Raw genomic sequence first — 14,754 nt, 5'->3', positions numbered from 1 at the left:
TTTCTTCCTGTTCGATTCTTCTTAACTCCTCACGAACGTGCACGGTTATTTTTTATGTACGACAAACGAAGGTGATCTCATTAAAACTGAAAAAAGAAATTTATTGATTATGTGGTTTGCCAACCTATTCGTTGGTGCCAGCATGACGATGGTTCTGCCATTTCTGTCTTTATACATTGATTCCTTTGGCGGATACACTCAAGAAGAGGTGCAACGTTGGGCTGGGCTTGTTTTTGGTGTCTCATTTCTTGTTGCTTTTTTAGTCTCTCCATCTGGGGGAGGATTGGGGATCGATTTGGAAGAAAGAAGATTTTAATAGGTACAGGGTTCGGGATTGCTCTGTCAGTCTTTCTAATGGGGTATGTCCAGTCTGTTGAATCCCTCTTCATACTGCGCATCTTCATGGGGCTTGCTACCGGTTTTATTCCTGCCTCTATGGCGTTAATCTCTGCGCAAAGCGATAAGCGAACCGCTGGTCAAACGCTAGGCACACTCCAAACGGGTACTGTATCTGGTGGGTTGCTCGGCCCACTTATGGGTGGATTCATTGCCGATACTGTTGGAATGGAACTGACGTTTATTATTACCTCAACCGTACTCGCATTTGCAACACTACTCGTCATTGTCGGTGTGAAGGAAGTTCTCTATCAGGAAAAAGGAGAATCGAACCGCAAGTACCATTGGAAAGAAGTACTTCACCATATTAGTACGTCGCCGATGCTCATTGTCATTATGGTTGTTGCCCTACTCGTTCAACTCGTCAACTTTAGTGTTCAACCGCTTCTTGCCTTGTATGTTGATGCGCTAACTCAGACGGAGAACCTTGCTTTTATGGCAGGTATGGCTTTCTCTGTAACTGGCCTTGGTAATCTCGTCGCCACAAGAAAATGGGGACAAATTGGAGATCGTATTGGGCACGAAAAGATTATGTTGCTTCTCTTAATCTTATCGGGAATATTCTTCATTCCACAAGCTTTTGTTGGTGAACTATGGCATCTAATTGCGCTCCGTTTTCTCTTTGGTATTGCTGTTGGTGGCTTAATTCCTTGTACAACTGCCTACATTAGGCAAGTGTGTCCTCTTTCAATGCAAGGAGAAGTACTCGGATACAACCAAAGTTTCCGTTTTCTCGGTAACGTCATCGGTCCCGTGTCCGGTGGTTTTATCGCTGGTACCCTCGGCATTCCAGCAGTATTCATCATTACAGGTGCGCTGTTTTTCGTAGCTGCTCTTTGCTTAAAAGTTGTGCTTTCCCAAAACAAAAAATCTGTCGATATGAATGTGAAACCGTCAGGTCCAGAAAAAACGACGTAAACGCTAGCCGTACACCAATGAAGAGCTTCACATTGTTGTGCGGCTTTTCGCCCCTCGATTGTCAACCATTTATAAATTAAGGTTGACAATTAACTTTCTACTCGCTAAGCTGAAAATAGAAAGGTAGGGTTGCGTATGCGTGCATATGATATGATTTTGGTCAGCATGTTTGTTGCCTTAATGAGCGTCGGTGCGAATATTACGAGTATGTTTCCATTTTTAGTCATATTTGGCGTTCCACTAACGTTTCAATCGTTCATTGCAATACTTACCGGTGCAATTCTAGGTAGCAAACGCGGCGCCTTAGCTATGGGCCTCTATGCACTTGTTGGGCTTGCAGGCGCTCCAATATTCACACAATTCCACGGGGGGATTGGCATGCTCGTCCGCCCAACATTCGGGTTCGTATTGTCCTTTATCGTTCTTGCATTCGTAGTCGGAAAGATCATAGAACGTAAGCAACATCCATCATTTCTTACATATCTTGTTGCGAGTATGGTTGGGCTTCTTATCAACTATATAATAGGAACTAACTGGATGTATGGGATGTATTCTTTAGGCTTTCAAGCTCCAGACAACTTCACCTATTCGCTCGTTTGGTTATGGATGTTATTGCCGTTTGTAAAAGACATTATTTTGACAGTCATGGCCGCTTCAATTGCTTATAAACTCGTAGCCATTCTTCCGCAGAGGACGGCGTCAACCGTCAATTAATGTTTTTGATTTCCAACTTCTTTCTCATGTGTAGATGGGCATTGACTGTGTTATAATATGTAAATGCTCACCATCCAAACATTTACTTTGGCGGAGGCCGTCCATTTGTTTGAACTGGAGAAAGGACGTTGGCAAGAGTATGGAAATATTTATGAATTATCCTCTTTGGATGGCGATTTCTGCAATTGTGCTTGCACAGCTTGTTAAAGTCCCCATTGCCTTTATCGCCACGAGAAAAGTCGACCTCTCACTCATTACGAGTACGGGTGGCATGCCAAGTTCCCACTCCGCTGCCGTCACTGCATTGGCAACGACAATTGGGATTGAGTATGGGTTTCACTCCAGCATGTTCGCACTATCAGCGATGTTTGCAATTATTGTGATGTATGATGCTACTGGTGTGAGACGACATGCAGCTATCATGCCACGATGTTAAATCAACTCATGAATGACTTTAATAAACTGATTACCGAAGCAAAGAACTGGCAGAATAAAGAAGAGGTTGAGAAACGAGAAGAGTTAAAAGAATTACTCGGACACAAACCGATTGAAGTATTCTTTGGTGCCCTACTTGGAATTATCTTAGCAATTACTGCATACAATTTCATAAATCCAACATTGTATTAAGAAAACACCCCAAGCGAAAAACCGCTTCGGGGTGTTTGTATTAGATCGGGGGTGTGAAAACTTCTAATGCTCGATTTTCGTTAAGCAAATCAAACTCTTCTTCTGAAAGTGACCCTTCTCCGTATTGCATAATGTAGACACTAATGTCTTTTTTTCCCCACTCATTATAGACGTCATTAACGGTTTCATAATAAAGATCAATAATTTCTCCTTGGATCGCAGATCCTGTATCTGCGACAACTCCGTACCCATACCCTGGGACGAATAGAATTGTTCCTATTGGAAACACATCCGGATCAGCAGCAATTGTAGAATAGACATCCCGCGAAACAGGAACACCAGAAAACGTAATGCCGTATGCCGGATGACCAGGCTCTTTTCCAGTCGATTCACTACCTGCGGTATAGCCCGTTGCGGTTACGTTCACCGCTGGAAACTCGTCGAGGTCAATATTGGCTTCAATTTGTGCAGCTGCTTCTTGTACCGTAGCATCGTCATCAAGGACTTCAGCGGCTTGTACTTGAGATCGTATTGCCCATTGATGAATCTCATCATCATTCGCATTTACCTGGTTCCCTTGCTCATCTGTCCAATCTTCTGTGGAGATGCCCGTTAAATGTGTATACGTTACATATAAAGCACACAATACGAGAAAGGCCATGAGAATCCTTTTTAACCCCGTAGCATATTTGGACATGCAATCACCTGCTTTCTACTTACGACAGCATGCCCAATCTAGTCTTTCGTTATTCGCTGCTTGAAACAAAAATGACCTCACGGTCTTTAGAAACCGTGAAGTCATTCCTTATCCATGCCATGATGTTTAATCTAAAACATTTGATAACCTCGCACGCGCAACATACGGATTGCAACGCCAGCAATAATGGCCCCGATGAAACCTGACAACAAAATGACGATATCAGCAATTCTAAGCGCTGCAAATTCCGCAGGAATTGCAGAAAATGACTGAATCGGAGCAGTGAAATACTCTGTAAATGTGGCAGAATTAACAATCCAAATGACAATCACCGGGTAGATGACCGCCATCATCCACGTGGATCTTAATACCATGTTTAATAGGAATCCAATTCCAAAAAACAGAATTAAAAACAACATCATGGAAATGATTAATTGCGGCAAGCTCGTTATGCCCAAGCCGCTCACCTCCAACCTTCTTTCTTAGTGTACAAAAGCCCTCGATGATCGTCAATTTGCACACTGCCTGTTCATAAATTGTGCACAAATTAGCCAAGAATAAATCCGGAAGAGATCAATTCTCCTCCGGATGAATGAGTCCTAGAATGGGTTTCTCCCTTTTGTAAGAACAAGACCGATGCCACCAAGTTTCATGAGGTATCGATTATCACTCATATGTTTCATGAAGTAGGCGGATCTACCGTATAGTTTCTTCCCTTTTAGGAAGGAAACATTCACAGTGCCCATCGCTTCTTTTCCGCCTAATGATGCAAGTGTTCCGAGAATTTCTGGCTTGAATGCGGAAGCGGATCCTCCCTTAATAAGAGACAAAATGTTCTCAGCAACTGCACTACCTTGTTGCATGGCAATTTGAGCGGTTGGTGGGAATGGTCTTTCTGTTTCTTCGTTAATCATTAACGAGCAATCTCCAATAATAAAGACGCTTTCTTCACCAGGTGCACGAAGGTCTGGGTCGACTTTCACACGACCTCTCATCGCTTCAAATCCAGCTTCTTCGATGAGTGGGTTTCCACGAACTCCCGTTGCCCAAACGATCGTGCTTGCTGGAATTTCCTCACCATCTTTAAGGATGACGAGGCTATCTTTCACTTCAGAAATTGGCGTGTTGATCTTAAATTCCACACCTCGATGCTCAAGCAAGTTCATTGCGTATTCGACCAGCTCTGGGTCAAACCCTGGAAGCGCTGTTGGTGCTGCTTCAATAACGTACATCTTAACTTTTTCACGAGGTACATCATAAAACTCACAAAGTTTTGGCACGCGCTCGCTTAATTCTCCGATAAATTCAATACCAGTAAACCCTGCACCTGCGACAACAAACGTAAGGTCTTCATCATGATGAATGGATTCGTTTCGATATTTGGAGAATTGGAATTCAATATGATCTTTGACTTCCCGTACACCATCAATTGTCCACTTGTGGTAAGAGTGATCAAATACGCCTTCAACACCAAACGTTTCGGCTTTGGCTCCAACCGCAATGACGAGATAATCATAATCAAACACTTGACCATCTTGGAGTGTGACTTTCTTAGCTTCTTTATCAATGCTTGAAACTGTGCCTTGGACGAACGATGAACGATTTGAGTTTAACACCTTTTCAATTTCAATTCTTGCGTCATCTGGCTTCATTGTGCCTGCGGCCGGCTCATGCAACCACGTCGTTTGGTAATGATACTTATGCTTACTAATTAGCGTAATGTGCGCCTCTCCAGACCCCATCTTCTTCTGAAGCTGACTTACTGCCATCATTCCACCGTAACCTGCTCCGAGAACAACAATTTGTGGTTTTTTCGCCACGGTACTCACGTCTCCAATCCATTGGTATGTCCAGTTCTTTTTAAGTATGTGATCACTTTCACATACTCGAACAAATTAATGTCGTTAAACGTTCACATTTCTACACTCTTTATTATAGCCAGTTGCCGCACACATTTCAATACACAAATCACTTTTTTGCAGAACTTGTCGCAAATTGTCTCGTATGCTTTTATTTCCCGACACACCGATGCAATGTTATAATGGTAAAGTTGTTTCGTGTAATCATATTCTTGGAGGTGTACGCTCGTGGAAGACCATTCTGTCGAACTTTACGACATTACAATAATAGGCGGAGGCCCAGCAGGTCTTTTTGCTGCTTTTTACGGAGGTATGCGTCAAGCAAAAGTAAAGATCATTGAAAGCATGCCTCAGTTAGGCGGTCAACTGTCCGCATTGTATCCAGAAAAATATATTTATGATGTTGCCGGCTTTCCTAAAGTGGGAGCACAGGAATTAGTGGACAATTTGCTAGAGCAAATGCAAATGTTTGATCAAACCATTGTGTTAGACCAAACCGTTAACATGGTCGACAAGCTAGCAGATGAATCGTTTCGCATTGAAACCGACAAAGATGTCCATTACTCCAAAACTATAATCATTACTGGTGGTGTTGGTGCATTTCAACCAAGAAACTTGCCGTTGAAGAAGCCACTCAGTATGAAGGTAGCAATTTGCACTATTTCGTAAACAATTTAAGTGCTTTCAAAGACAGAAACGTCTTGATCTGTGGTGGTGGAGATTCTGCTGTTGACTGGTCGCTCATGCTTGAAAAACAAGCGAATGTAACCCTCACGCACAGACGAGATAAGTTCCGAGCACACGAACATAGTGTTTCTGAACTTCAAGACTCCAATGTAAATTTACTCACTCCTTTTGACATTCAAGAGCTGCGCGGTGATGGAAGGCGAATCGAGCAAGTCGTATTGCAAGAAGTAAAAGGTGAACGTCAAGAAATTATTGATGTAGATGATGTAATTGTTAATTACGGGTTTGTCTCATCGCTTGGTCCAATTAAAAACTGGGGACTCGATATTACGAAAAACTCCATTCTTGTTAACACAAGAATGGAAACAAACATCCCAGGGATTTATGCTGCTGGTGACATTACTTCTTACGAAGGAAAAGTAAAGTTAATTGCCTCAGGTTTTGGTGAAGCTCCTACAGCCGTAAGCAATGCAAAAGCATATATAGATCCAAAAGCAAGACTACAACCTGGACATAGTTCACATATGTTTTAACAACAAACGCCTCGAGGATATTTTCGAGGGCGTTTGTTCATGACAAAATATGATTTTCGGTTTATATTATTAGTACATTTGATCGATTCCTTAAGTCACCATAGATTGGAGGAGCTTCGCATCCAACACGATGATAACCTTAAACTCACATTTGTTCACACAGCACAAGCGTATTTACGTATTAGCTCAATTCAAGATGAACCGACTACGACAAGAGAAACCGTCATTTGGATTTCTTCGTTTAGCTGGGAGCGATTAGAATTTACATCGTCTCTTCATCTTCCAGAAAGAAGCGATGTCCACTATGCCATCACCGTTCGCTTTATTGAGTTGTTCACCCTGTTTGGCCACATTGAAAAGCGGACCTTATCCAGCCCACCATACACATACACTTTTCAGTTAAAAGCCAGTACCTCACAAGCACTACTAACGAAACACCTATTAGATATTAAAAACGACCCTATCTTTAGAGCCGTTGGGTTCCACCCAGGGATTGATTGCATTGTTAACTGACAGTTCTAAACTTTAACACAGACAAGCGGACGTTCTGACCGCTCAAAATCCTTTGAAAAAAGGCAGATGAACGAGAAGAATTTCAGCAGGTGTCGATAAGGTCGGACAACGGGCGAACCTCTAAACAAATAACGTAACAATTATGATGCCCAGAGAGTGTGTGGTACGACAAAAAATGTGAACCAGATGTTATCCATCTAGTTCACACAAAGGGTTAGCAATTCTCTGGGTTGCCTGCATTTTGCGCCGTTCTAAACGAGGCTCCGCAACCGCAATTTGCAATCGCATTCGGATTATCAATTGTAAACCCGCCACCCATCATATTTTCTTTATAATCAATGAGTAAACCTTCGACAATCGGTTTACTATCTTCATCGACAATGACATCAATGCCAGATTGTTGGAAATGAACGTCGTCATCATTCGGATTAGCATCAAAACCTAGTCCGTACGAAAGACCACTACATCCGCCACCTTTTACTCCAACGCGCAGTAAAAGCCCTGGGTTCCCTTCTTCTTCTTTCATTGATTTAATTCTTGAAGCTGCCGCTTCTGTAATCGTGATCATGTGTCTTCCTCCTTCCAAGGCTCACAAATCATGAGATTACATGTATTGTAACAAAAGACGAGCATTCAATCCAAACAGACGTCTTCTCGATTAACATGTTAACCAATCGGAGCAACGTCTGGGTTGTCTGGTTTCGTCTTCATCATATTGGAATGACGTGTGTCTATTTGGCGGCTATAATGCATAACGAGAGGATGGGCAAGTCCATGCTGTTCGGCAGCAGTGACCATCTTCGCACGCAACATCTCCAGCTGTTCATAATCGGCATGTTTCTCTTGAGCCATGCGATACTCCTTCCTGCTCAATCGCCTGAGCATATCCTTCTGTGAGATGCATTTTCTTTATTTCTTCATTCTACTAAAAAAGCTAGGGAGAAGCAAAACATTCCGCAAATCTTTCGAAAATTTTCATACATAGAAATTTAGGGAGACACTGTCACTTTCCAATTCTTACTACGGAATGTATAATAGATGAGGGAAATGACCGTATTTTTACATCACCGCTGTTTTACGAAGGAGGTTTTTATATGGCTATACTGCTGAACGATCCAAAGCTATCTGCCATTAGTGAAAAAGTCAGAAACGGTGAACGATTGACAATTGAAGACGGCCTTACTTTATACAATACTCCCGACCTGTTATCTGTTGCCCAACTTGCCAATGAAGTAAATCAACAGAAAAATGGTGACAATGTATACTTCATCGAAAATATGTACATCAATCCAACGAACGTATGCGAAGCAAGCTGCTCCTTTTGTGGATTTAAGCGTAAGCCTGGGGAAGAAGGCGCTTATACGATGGACTCAGATGAATTGTTGCGCTATGTAAATGAACGTTGGAATGACAATATTAACGAATTCCACATCGTGGGTGGCCACAATACGGATGTGCCTTTTGATTATTACTTAGACACCATTCGCACGCTGAAGAAGAATTTCCCAAATACAACGGTAAAAGCTTACACAGGCGCAGAAATTGAGTTCTTTGCTCGTCATGCAGGTCTTTCAATGCGTGAAGTGTTAGAAGAACTTATTAAAGCTGGTCTTGATACGTTACCAGGTGGCGGTGCAGAAATCCTTACAGAGAGGTATCGTGCGAAGATGAGCCCTGACAAAGCTTCAACAGATGAATGGTTAGAAGCTCATGAAATTGCACATGATCTCGGACTTCGCACGCATGCAACGATGCTTTATGGCTCAATCGACACTTATGAAGAACGACTCATTCATATGGATCACTTCGTCAGCTCCAAGATAAAACAAACGGGTTTATGGTATTCATTCCACTAGCCATGCAGCCCCGTAAGCAAAGTGCCGGTTTAACGAGGCGTACATCTGCATTTGATGATATGCGCACAATTGCAATCTCACGTCTTATGCTAGATAACTTTGATCACATTAAGGCGTATTGGATTAATATTGGACCTCAGCTTACTCAAATGGCGCTCACGTACGGCTCTAGTGATATTCACGGGACGTTAATTGAAGAAAGAATTTCACATTCAGTAGGTGCCTTAACATCACAAGGTATTACAAGAAAAGAACTCATCCACATGATCAAGGGTGCAAACAAAACCCCTGTAGAGCGTGATACATTCTACAACGTCATCAAAACTTACTAATGATTGTTGTTCTAAACGACCGGGCAAACCCCGGTCGTTTATTATAATTGGCTTAACATCCAAAACAATGATATGATAAGGGGTAGCGACTTTACAGCCACCAACGTGTATACGTTTAGGATAGATTCTACATTGAAAGGAAGATGACGCTTGATTACTTGTGAAAATGTCGGGCTAAGATACGGGGATAAGAAATTATTCCAGGAAGTAAACATCCAGTTCAATCCAGGGAACTGCTATGGTTTAATTGGTGCCAATGGTGCGGGGAAGTCTACATTCCTCAAAATTCTCTCAGGAGAAATTGAATCCCAAGATGGTCATGTGCATTATGCGAAAGGCCAACGTCTTGCTGTACTAAAGCAAGACCACTTTGCCTATGAGGAATATGAAGTTTTAGAAACGGTTATTATGGGTCATAAACGCCTATACGAGATTATGAAAGAAAAAGATGCAATTTATATGAAGCCAGACTTTAATGATGAAGACGGCATGCGCGCTGCAGAACTTGAAGGTGAATTTGCCGAGATGAACGGGTATGATGCTGATAATGAAGCGGCCCAACTTTTAAATGGTCTAGGCATTGGTGCAGAATATCATTATAAGAAAATGTCAGAGCTTGAAGGTGGAGAAAAGGTCAAAATTCTTCTCGCTCAAGCACTTTTCGGTAGCCCTGACATTCTCCTTCTCGATGAGCCGACGAACCACTTGGACATTCAAGCGATTCATTGGCTTGAAGAATTCTTGATTAATTTCCAGAACACTGTCATTGTCGTGTCTCACGATCGCCATTTCTTGAATAAAGTATGTACCCATATTGCTGACATTGATTACGGCAAGATCGAACTGTTTGTCGGAAACTACGATTTCTGGTATGAGTCTAGCCAGTTAGCAAGAAGAATGGCGAAGGATCAAAACCGTAAAAAAGAAGAGCAAGTGAAAGAACTGAAAGAATTTATTGCGCGCTTTAGTGCCAACGCTTCAAAATCAAAGCAAGCCACATCTCGAAAGAAAACGTTGGACAAAATTGAACTCAACGACATTAAACCATCTTCTAGAAAAACACCGTATGTCGCATTTAAACCTGATCGCGACATTGGAAACGACTTGTTAACCGTTGAGAACTTGTCAAAGACGATTGACGGGAAGAAAGTTTTGGATAATGTCAGCTTCACATTGCAGCCTGATGAGAAAGTCGCATTTGTCGGAAGTGAAGAAACCGCAAAAACGACGCTGTTCCAAATTCTATCAGGTGAACTTGAACCAGATGAAGGAACGTACAAATGGGGAGTAACAACGAGTCAATCGTACTTCCCGAAAGACAACTCAGCGTTCTTTGAAGGTGTTGATCTAACGCTTGTTGACTGGCTTCGTCAGTACTCGCCAGAAGATCAGACAGAGAGCTTTATTCGAAGCTTTCTCGGACGCATGCTCTTTAGTGGTGAAGAAGCGTTGAAAAAAGCTAAAGTATTGTCAGGTGGAGAGAAAGTACGTTGTATGCTTTCGAAAATGATGCTTAGCGGGTCTAATGTTCTCATCTTAGATGAGCCAACGAACCACTTGGACCTTGAAGCGATCACAGCAGTGAACCTCGCACTGACTGACTTCAAAGGATCCGTGCTGTTCTCCTCTCACGATCATCAGTTTATCCAAACTGTTGCAAACCGTATCATTGAATTCACACCAAATGCGGTGCACGATAAGCAAATGTCTTACGATGAGTATTTGAAAGAAATGAACCTCATAGAACAATCATAAAATGACTACAACGACTGGCAAAGGGATGAAAAGCCCCTTTGCCAGTCGTTTTTATTTCGATTTGCTAACTTCCTATGCTCGACGTTAGAGAGTAGACCTCCCTTCCGGTTAACCAATTGGCTTTTCTGTACGAGAATACCGACCTAAAGCGACTGCCCACTTAAGAGCGGTCAGAGTAGTTATGTGACAAGTGCAATATTTCTTCCCTCCGCTCGGTCTTGCACTTGACTGTGAACAGAACTCGCCCCTCTCTCCGGTGCAATGACCTATTTTTATTACAATATTGTTACAACATTAATATAAATGTAATATTTCGAGTTTATACATTTGGCTACCGGGTATAGATAAGTAAGGTCAGAAAGAAAAATCATTAGAAAGGGGCAATACCGATGAAACCGCTCATGCTTGTAGCAATGGGAATAACGGCTTCTACACCGATTGCCGCTGATGACACTAACGAAGAGACGACACCATTCACTGCCGACACATTTGAAATGCAACCTGAGGAGCTTGTCGAAGAATTATCTCTCGTTCAAGAACATACGATGGATATTCTAATGACAGATGATTACGCGTTCCCTAGATGGGAGCTTGAAAACTTCTATACACCTGAGCTTTCAGCAACGCTTCATCACCAATGGAATGAAGATGCCTATATTCAGCCATTTCGATGGGAAGATTACACCATCGTTGACCAACTTGTTCATAATGATGTTGAAGAAGTAACTGTTACGACTCCACATTGGGTGGACGGAGAACAAGTTGCGACCGTTGACATTACAACCTCGTCCATTGAAGATGGAGCAGGAAATCGCGCATATTTCGATGAGACGTATGAGTTTATTTATGACCAAACGACCGGGAACTTCCTTATCACAGGCATTGTCATTGAGCAAACTTGGTAACTAAGCTTATCAAAAGTGACACGGTACGAAACGACCTGAACTTATGTTCAGGTCGTTTTTACTTTTTTTAACAGAGTGTTCAACATCTTATTACGAAATTTAAATCCCCTCCATTTGTACTCAACACTTGTTGTTTACAATGTAACTAGAAAACTTATTGGAGGGATGCAAAGTGGTTACATTTTCAATCATTGGAGACTTACATTATTCAATTGGTGAAAGCGAATCAGAAGAAATGATGGAACTAAAGAATCGTTTTTTCCAACACTTCCTAACTGAATTTTTCTCCTTACAATCTGATTTTCACGTGTCTATTGGTGATCTCACACATCACGGAAAGCGAGAGGAAATACAAAGTATATACGCAAAAATCAATCATTTATCTGCTAGCTTTCAACATGTACTAGGAAATCATGATCTCTATGAGCTAACTAAGGATGAAATTGTACAGCTTACAGGTCAGCCACGCTATCATGCCTATTCTTGCAGTGAAGGGCGCGTCATCCGCTTGGATTCCACACGTGAGAAGCGCCCAGATAACTGGAGTGGTGTTATTGACAACGAGCAGTTTTATTGGCTGAAACAACAAATAGACTCCCATCAAAATGAACCCCTCATTATTTTCTCTCATCACCCCCTCTATAACACAACAACACGTTCAAGTGAGTTTAACGGTTCTATTATTAAAGAAGACCCCATCCACGAATTACTCCAAAATCATAAACCAGGTGGTTATTTTTTCTGTGGTCATTGTCATACCCACTCGATTTGTCGAGAAGATAATTGGTGCTACATTCAGACGGCTGCAGTTTATGATCATCCCGTTATTAGAACAGTCTCCATAAAAAATCGTACATTAAAAACCACACTCCATGAAATTGATGATATTGAATTGAAGAATAATGCGAAGAAAATACACGATAGCTTGTATGAAAAAATTACACCTTTTGACCCTTATGGGCATTTTACAGATCGTTCCCGTAAATTCGTACTCATTTAGGAGGCAGTGCGCGATGGCAAAAATCACATTTCATAATATCACGAAAAAATTTGGGGATGAAACCGTCATACCTACTATGAACATGGAGATAAAAGATGGCTCATTTACTGTGCTCGTTGGTCCTTCAGGCTGCGGAAAATCAACGACTTTACGTATGATTGCTGGTCTTGAAAAGCAGAGCAGCGGAGATATCTTCATTGGTGATCGCTGTGTGAATGATATCTCTGCAGGAAAACGAGATGTGGCCATGGTCTTTCAAAATTACGCGCTATATCCAACAATGACTGTTTGGGGAAATATAGAATTCGGTTTAAAAAATAGAAAAATACCTAAATACGAAAGAAAACAACTGATCGAGGAAATCACAGAAATCGTTGGGCTGACTCCGTATTTACACAAAAAACCACAAAAATTATCTGGTGGACAACGTCAACGTGTTGCCCTTGCACGAGCGATGGTAAAAAAACCAGAAGTATTCATACTTGATGAGCCGCTTTCAAACTTAGATGCCAAGCTCCGTCATCAAATGCGGGCTGAACTCGTGCAGTTACACCAGAGGTTAGGAACGACTTTCGTCTATGTTACACACGATCAAGTTGAAGCGATGTCAATGGCAGACGAAATCGTTTTGCTCGATAAAGGTGAAGTCCAACAGATTGCTGCCCCACTTACGATGTATGACTACCCTAAAAACTTATTTACCGCACAATTTATCGGTACACCCCCCATGAACATTATTGACACAACAATGCTGCCCGCAGCGACCTGGAAGAAAAGCATACCTACAAAAATTGGGTTTCGTCCTGAAAAAATAATGCTTGCAGCTCAACCGAGTCGTTTGCATTTCTCACTGCCCTGCACCGTCCTTGCTCGCGAAACACTTGGCACTGAAATTATTTACCAACTCGATACCTTTGCCGGCACCTTATTTGCAAAAACTTTTCAACAACCAATAATCAACTCGAAAAATCTTTACTTGACTGTGAAAGAAGAAGATATTTACTCCTTCAAGAAAAACAATTCATGCATTGCACCCCCTAAAGGAGTCGAGCGAGAAATAAAAGGAATCGTCCAATGAACCACTTATGGATGACTCTCCGGCCGTATACGATGATCGCACCCGCATTGCTTGTTTTTTTGCTGTTTTTCATCTATCCAATTGGCTATATGGTATATCTAAGTTTCCATGATTGGAACTTCATAAGTCCCGATAAAAACTTTGTAGGAATGAATAACTATCGTGCATTATACGATCATCCAGAATTTCTCCAATCTGTGGAGAATACCGTCATATTTACATTATTAAGTGTAGTGATCACTACGGTTATTGCACTTTTGCTTGCTCTTTGGATTAACAAACCAACGAAGCTATATGGATTTGTACAAGGCGCTATTTTTAGCCCCCACATTATCTCTCTTGTCTCCATTGCTATGCTTTGGATGTGGTTGATGGACCCTCAATATGGTTTATTAAATTGGCTCCTTGAACTTTTTGGACTGCCCCAATCAGAATGGTTAGCTTCCCCAGACACTGCACTGTATTCCTTAGTCATTGTGGCTATTTGGAAAAGCGTTGGATTTAATACACTTATTCTTATCGCCGGTCTTCAGAGCATACCTTCGTACCTTTACGAAGCTGCCGAACTTGACCAATCAAGTACATTCACATCTTTTTTAAAGATCACATTGCCGTTAATTTCTCCAACGCTCTTCTTTCTAGTAATTATTAATGTGATCAGCAGCTTTCAAGTGTTCGAAACGATCGACATTATGACACAGGGCGGACCTTTAAATTCAACAAGCACTCTCGTTTACTTCATATATGAATATGGGTTTCGTTTCTTTCAACTTGGCTATGCTTCTGCAGCTGGGGTCGTACTTCTTATCGTACTTTCAATCTTTACCGTTCTTTACTTCTTGCTCGTGAGTCGTCGCGTTCATTATCAATAAAAGGCAGTGATT

13 protein-coding genes and 3 pseudogenes are annotated in these 14,754 nt (G+C 41.7%); 11 read left to right on the top strand and 5 right to left on the bottom strand.

What is annotated here, in order from left to right:
• Positions 1-216: 216 nt before the first annotated feature.
• From JCM19039_RS16330 to JCM19039_RS16320, 3 genes and pseudogenes are all read left to right on the top strand, one after another.
• The gene (locus tag JCM19039_RS16330; protein WP_238545107.1) at positions 217-1,314 is read left to right on the top strand and encodes an MFS transporter; all 1,098 of its coding nucleotides are present in this window, start codon (positions 217-219) and stop codon (positions 1,312-1,314) included.
• A gap of 135 nt (positions 1,315-1,449) precedes the next feature.
• Positions 1,450-2,028, top strand: coding sequence for a biotin transporter BioY (locus JCM19039_RS16325; protein ID WP_042429195.1), 579 nt, complete (start codon positions 1,450-1,452; stop codon positions 2,026-2,028).
• Between the two features lie 139 nt (positions 2,029-2,167).
• Positions 2,168-2,655, top strand: a pseudogene (locus tag JCM19039_RS16320) (divergent PAP2 family protein).
• 40 nt (positions 2,656-2,695) lie between these two features.
• Here JCM19039_RS16320 and JCM19039_RS16315 read toward each other — a convergent pair.
• From JCM19039_RS16315 to JCM19039_RS16305, 3 genes are all read right to left on the bottom strand, one after another.
• Positions 2,696-3,352: a 3D domain-containing protein gene (locus JCM19039_RS16315; RefSeq protein WP_042429191.1), complete on the bottom strand. Its 657-nt coding sequence runs from the start codon at positions 3,350-3,352 to the stop codon at positions 2,696-2,698.
• A gap of 131 nt (positions 3,353-3,483) precedes the next feature.
• Positions 3,484-3,804, bottom strand: a complete 321-nt coding sequence (locus tag JCM19039_RS16310) for a YuiB family protein (protein WP_255343686.1) — start codon at positions 3,802-3,804, stop codon at positions 3,484-3,486.
• A gap of 147 nt (positions 3,805-3,951) precedes the next feature.
• Complete coding sequence (locus JCM19039_RS16305) at positions 3,952-5,172, bottom strand: NAD(P)/FAD-dependent oxidoreductase (protein ID WP_152550248.1); 1,221 nt, start codon at positions 5,170-5,172, stop codon at positions 3,952-3,954.
• A gap of 267 nt (positions 5,173-5,439) precedes the next feature.
• Here JCM19039_RS16305 and JCM19039_RS16300 point away from each other — a divergent pair.
• Both JCM19039_RS16300 and JCM19039_RS16295 read left to right on the top strand, forming a co-directional pair.
• Positions 5,440-6,431: pseudogene (locus JCM19039_RS16300) on the top strand (NAD(P)/FAD-dependent oxidoreductase).
• Between the two features lie 39 nt (positions 6,432-6,470).
• Entirely contained in the window at positions 6,471-6,944 is a 474-nt protein-coding gene (locus JCM19039_RS16295; RefSeq protein ID WP_042429187.1) for a hypothetical protein, read from the top strand.
• A gap of 214 nt (positions 6,945-7,158) precedes the next feature.
• On the opposite strand, the gene JCM19039_RS16290 is transcribed toward JCM19039_RS16295, so the two are convergent.
• Positions 7,159-7,512, bottom strand: a complete 354-nt coding sequence (locus JCM19039_RS16290; protein WP_042429185.1) for an iron-sulfur cluster assembly accessory protein — start codon at positions 7,510-7,512, stop codon at positions 7,159-7,161.
• Positions 7,513-7,610: 98 nt separating this feature from the next.
• Positions 7,611-7,796 (bottom strand): Spo0E family sporulation regulatory protein-aspartic acid phosphatase, encoded by a 186-nt coding sequence (locus tag JCM19039_RS16285; protein WP_042403129.1) that lies wholly within the window; start codon positions 7,794-7,796, stop codon positions 7,611-7,613.
• A gap of 242 nt (positions 7,797-8,038) precedes the next feature.
• On the opposite strand from JCM19039_RS16285, the pseudogene mqnE reads away from it, so the two are divergent.
• The 6 genes and pseudogenes from mqnE (at position 8,039) to JCM19039_RS16255 (ending at position 14,742) form a co-directional block, all read left to right on the top strand.
• Positions 8,039-9,132, top strand: a pseudogene (gene mqnE, locus JCM19039_RS16280) (aminofutalosine synthase MqnE).
• A gap of 150 nt (positions 9,133-9,282) precedes the next feature.
• Positions 9,283-10,887 (top strand): ABC-F family ATP-binding cassette domain-containing protein, encoded by a 1,605-nt coding sequence (locus JCM19039_RS16275; RefSeq protein ID WP_042429183.1) that lies wholly within the window; start codon positions 9,283-9,285, stop codon positions 10,885-10,887.
• A 389-nt stretch (positions 10,888-11,276) separates the two neighbouring features.
• Positions 11,277-11,792: a hypothetical protein gene (locus tag JCM19039_RS16270; RefSeq protein WP_042429182.1), complete on the top strand. Its 516-nt coding sequence runs from the start codon at positions 11,277-11,279 to the stop codon at positions 11,790-11,792.
• 172 nt (positions 11,793-11,964) lie between these two features.
• Positions 11,965-12,792, top strand: coding sequence for a metallophosphoesterase (locus tag JCM19039_RS16265; RefSeq protein ID WP_042429180.1), 828 nt, complete (start codon positions 11,965-11,967; stop codon positions 12,790-12,792).
• A gap of 13 nt (positions 12,793-12,805) precedes the next feature.
• Positions 12,806-13,870 carry an ABC transporter ATP-binding protein gene (locus tag JCM19039_RS16260; RefSeq protein WP_042429179.1) on the top strand — a complete coding sequence of 355 codons (1,065 nt, stop codon included), beginning with the start codon at positions 12,806-12,808 and terminating at the stop codon, positions 13,868-13,870.
• Positions 13,867-14,742: a carbohydrate ABC transporter permease gene (locus JCM19039_RS16255; protein WP_042429177.1), complete on the top strand. Its 876-nt coding sequence runs from the start codon at positions 13,867-13,869 to the stop codon at positions 14,740-14,742. The genes JCM19039_RS16260 and JCM19039_RS16255 overlap by 4 nt, the downstream gene beginning before the upstream one ends.
• The last annotated feature ends 12 nt before the right edge of the window (positions 14,743-14,754 follow it).

Origin of the sequence: Geomicrobium sp. JCM 19039, from assembly GCF_000698145.1 — a bacterium.
Classification (GTDB): Bacteria; Bacillota; Bacilli; order Bacillales; family Marinococcaceae; genus Geomicrobium_A.
This window is presented reverse-complemented; position numbering and strand designations above follow the sequence as displayed.

Excerpts from the sequence above, each read along its gene's own strand:
- JCM19039_RS16260 (WP_042429179.1), top strand. The coding sequence starts at position 12,806 with ATGGCAAAAATCACATTTCATAATATCACGAAAAAATTTGGGGATGAA.
- JCM19039_RS16315 (WP_042429191.1), bottom strand. The coding sequence starts at position 3,352 with ATGTCCAAATATGCTACGGGGTTAAAAAGGATTCTCATGGCCTTTCTC.
- JCM19039_RS16325 (WP_042429195.1), top strand. The coding sequence starts at position 1,450 with ATGCGTGCATATGATATGATTTTGGTCAGCATGTTTGTTGCCTTAATG.
- JCM19039_RS16290 (WP_042429185.1), bottom strand. The coding sequence starts at position 7,512 with ATGATCACGATTACAGAAGCGGCAGCTTCAAGAATTAAATCAATGAAA.
- JCM19039_RS16295 (WP_042429187.1), top strand. The coding sequence starts at position 6,471 with ATGACAAAATATGATTTTCGGTTTATATTATTAGTACATTTGATCGAT.
- JCM19039_RS16255 (WP_042429177.1), top strand. The coding sequence starts at position 13,867 with ATGAACCACTTATGGATGACTCTCCGGCCGTATACGATGATCGCACCC.
- JCM19039_RS16270 (WP_042429182.1), top strand. The coding sequence starts at position 11,277 with ATGAAACCGCTCATGCTTGTAGCAATGGGAATAACGGCTTCTACACCG.
- JCM19039_RS16285 (WP_042403129.1), bottom strand. The coding sequence starts at position 7,796 with ATGGCTCAAGAGAAACATGCCGATTATGAACAGCTGGAGATGTTGCGT.